2 protein-coding genes are annotated in these 2,796 nt (G+C 41.7%); one reads left to right on the forward strand and one right to left on the reverse strand.

Features of this window, described 5'->3' with window-relative positions; all coding sequences use genetic code 11:
* A partial coding sequence (locus H5300_RS25355; protein WP_182797215.1) for a DUF1566 domain-containing protein occupies nucleotides 1–538 on the forward strand: 538 nt, incomplete at its 5' end.
* A 392-nt stretch (nucleotides 539–930) separates the two neighbouring features.
* Here the strand turns inward: H5300_RS25355 and H5300_RS25360 are convergent.
* Nucleotides 931–2,526, reverse strand: a complete 1,596-nt coding sequence (locus tag H5300_RS25360) for an EAL domain-containing protein (RefSeq protein ID WP_105058881.1) — start codon at nucleotides 2,524–2,526, stop codon at nucleotides 931–933.
* Nucleotides 2,527–2,796 lie beyond the last annotated feature (270 nt).

Consider the following 2,796-nt stretch of genomic DNA (forward strand, 5'->3'; position numbering starts at 1 on the left):
GACAGGCTTTATGTCTGGCGTCAATGTCGGCCAAACAACGATAACCGCCACTAAAGACGGCGTCACCAGTAACACAGTGAGCGTGGAGATCAGCGCGTGTACGCTCACTAGTACTTTTTGTATTGATTTATTCGATACTGGGAATGGGAAGTTGTTTACCAATTCACCCTCAACATTATTTCTCTCCTCTATTGGAGGAAGTGTAAATAATGGTGTTACGCAAGAAATTGGAACTTCTGGGCCTGCTGGAGATTTCTTGTGGTTCACCTGGGAGAACGCATCTAGGTTATGTGCCGCATATAATAACAGGAATTTAGCAGGACGCACCAACTGGCGTTTAGCAACAAAAAATGAGTTAGAAGGGCTCTTCAATACATACGGCAATATGTTCAACGCGCGCGGATGGCCAGTCAGGCTAAATTACTGGTCAAGTATGACAGTTGGTCCTGGCTTTTTTAATGTAAGCCTCAAGAATGGCGGGGGAGGGCCTAGTCTGGGAGAAGAAGAGTTGTATGCGTCCTGCGTCTCAGTTCCCTAACGTTTAACGTATGAGTTTTTGATCTTCCAACCTATAACCACCTACTTCGGCAGGTGGTTACTTTTTTCGTAGATGTGCAGTCAACTGTATTTAAAAGGATATCGCTGCAATCCTGAACGCCTGCGTAGCTGCGCCTCGTCGTTACCTTTCACTGATTTCAATTAAGTTCGAGTAAGGGATTACTGTTTTATGTGCTGATTTCCCTTTCGACTCGCATTTCATTTGATGGTGCTCGCAGGCTGTTAACCCTCCTCAAACAGAAAGGAAACTCTTCATGACACAACAACATACAACTCCAACGCTCTCTAAATCGAATTTAAGCGACCAGTGTTTCGCCCGCTGGCCATAAAAGCTTACCAAAAAATGATATATATTTGGGCGCTCGTCGTTGACTAAGGCAAGCTCCGTGACGTTTTTGTAAGTGTTTCACTAACCCGCTCTTGAGTATAACCATGATCTAAAGCCCAGCGATGGAGATCTTCAATCGGCATAGGTTTGGCGTAATAGTAACCTTGATGTTGAAAGACGCCTCTTAATAAAAGTCCTTTAGCTTCGAGTTTATTTTCAACTCCTTCTGCTACTAGATTTAGCTCTAATTGTTTAGCCATCTCAATATACCCATCGAGAACAGCGGACTTTCCTTCATCAATGGACCGTGTAAACATTTTGTCTATTTTGATAGTGTCAATATCGAAATAATGCAAATACGAGTTTCCGCCATAACCGGTACCTGCATCATCAAGGCTTATTTTAAGTCCTAATGTTTTGAGTAAGGCGATACGCTGACTGGCAAATGACAAATTTTCAATCGGTTGACGTTCTGTTAATTCAAGCGTCAGTTTGGAGTAGTCGTGCTGAAACCGCTTTAAATAGTGGTAAAAATCGTCATTTTGGAGGTGCAGAGGCGTGATGTTGACACTGCAATAAAACTCGGAGTTTTGACTCATCAAAGACGATAAGTCTTGGTAAATCGTTGTAATGAGATTCTCTGTTGTTGGAATGATCTCCCCACTTTGCTCTAGATAATGGATGAACTTGCTTGGTTCTATGACACGGCCATCAGAGGGAAGCCATCGGAGTAAAGCTTCGACACCGAGCATTTTACCTGTTTGTGCGTCGACGATGGGTTGATAATAGGGGTAAAACTGGGCGTCTCGAACCGCTTTTTGAAGAGCAATTTCTTTTTTTGCGTGCCAATAGGAAACACATAACCAAAGAATGGTGAGTGAAATCATAAAGAGTAAAGTGGTAACTGGCCACAAGTTTTGCTTAAACTTCGAGAGCACTCGTGAGGTAGAGACGGAGGATTCAAAGGTAAGAGGCAGATAGTTTGAAGCAACCGAGTTCGAGTACAGGCGATCGGCATTGGGCAAACTGCCTATTTCAAGGATAGTGTAATTTTCTTTTGGTAAAGATAAACGAATAGAGCGTTGATGGTCTAAATCATTTTCAAGAAAAAGGTATTCGGTGCGTAATGGAAAGAGGAAACCATATTGTCCATTCGAACCGTATAGATAGGGGGGATGTTTTGGGGCTGTGGAGAGAGAAACAATCGCTAAACGCCACATTTCCCCTTTTAGTTGTGTCTTGAGTAAGTTCTTAAAATTACGTTGTTCAAATTGCTCAACGCCAAAAGGGGAGCAATAGGTATAGGGTTTCTGTTTATCAAGATTAACGATGGGTATCGACATAAGTAGATGCGACACATAAAGCTTCTCTAACTGCTCTATAGTGTCAGTGGAGCATTCACCGCTAGCGACGCTTGCTTCAGAAAGAGTGGGTTTTTCAAGGCCATATTTAATCGCAACAGAAACGATTTGATCGAGGTAGTCGACGTCATGCTTAATTTCATTATGAACTTGATAAAGACTGGTTGCTAATGAAGCCAATAAGCTAAACAACAGGGCCAATAACATAACACCAGTCTTATAGACCCATTGAGGGTGGGGACTGAATAAGCGGTCTAACCAAGGGTGTCTGGAGCGCATACTTAACTCTTTATAATTATAAATCCAACGAATTGTGTTGAGCTGTGAAATGTTATTATGCGGTTTAATTAACGTTAATTTCTATAAAACCTTTTAATCTGAAAGGGTAAGATCATAAAAGTGGAAAGCCGATCACTCTTTGTTAGGAAGTTTCAATTTTTAGGTTCTAAATCAAGCCTTAAAGAAAACACTGACCGTAATCTTGGGCCGCATTAAACATATGGCTTAAATGTAAGGCTTTCTTTGTTAAAGGGTCATATTTATGACAAG

The sequence above is a fragment of the Vibrio sp. SG41-7 genome (genome assembly GCF_014164465.1).
Lineage (GTDB): Bacteria > Pseudomonadota > Gammaproteobacteria > Enterobacterales > Vibrionaceae > Vibrio > Vibrio splendidus.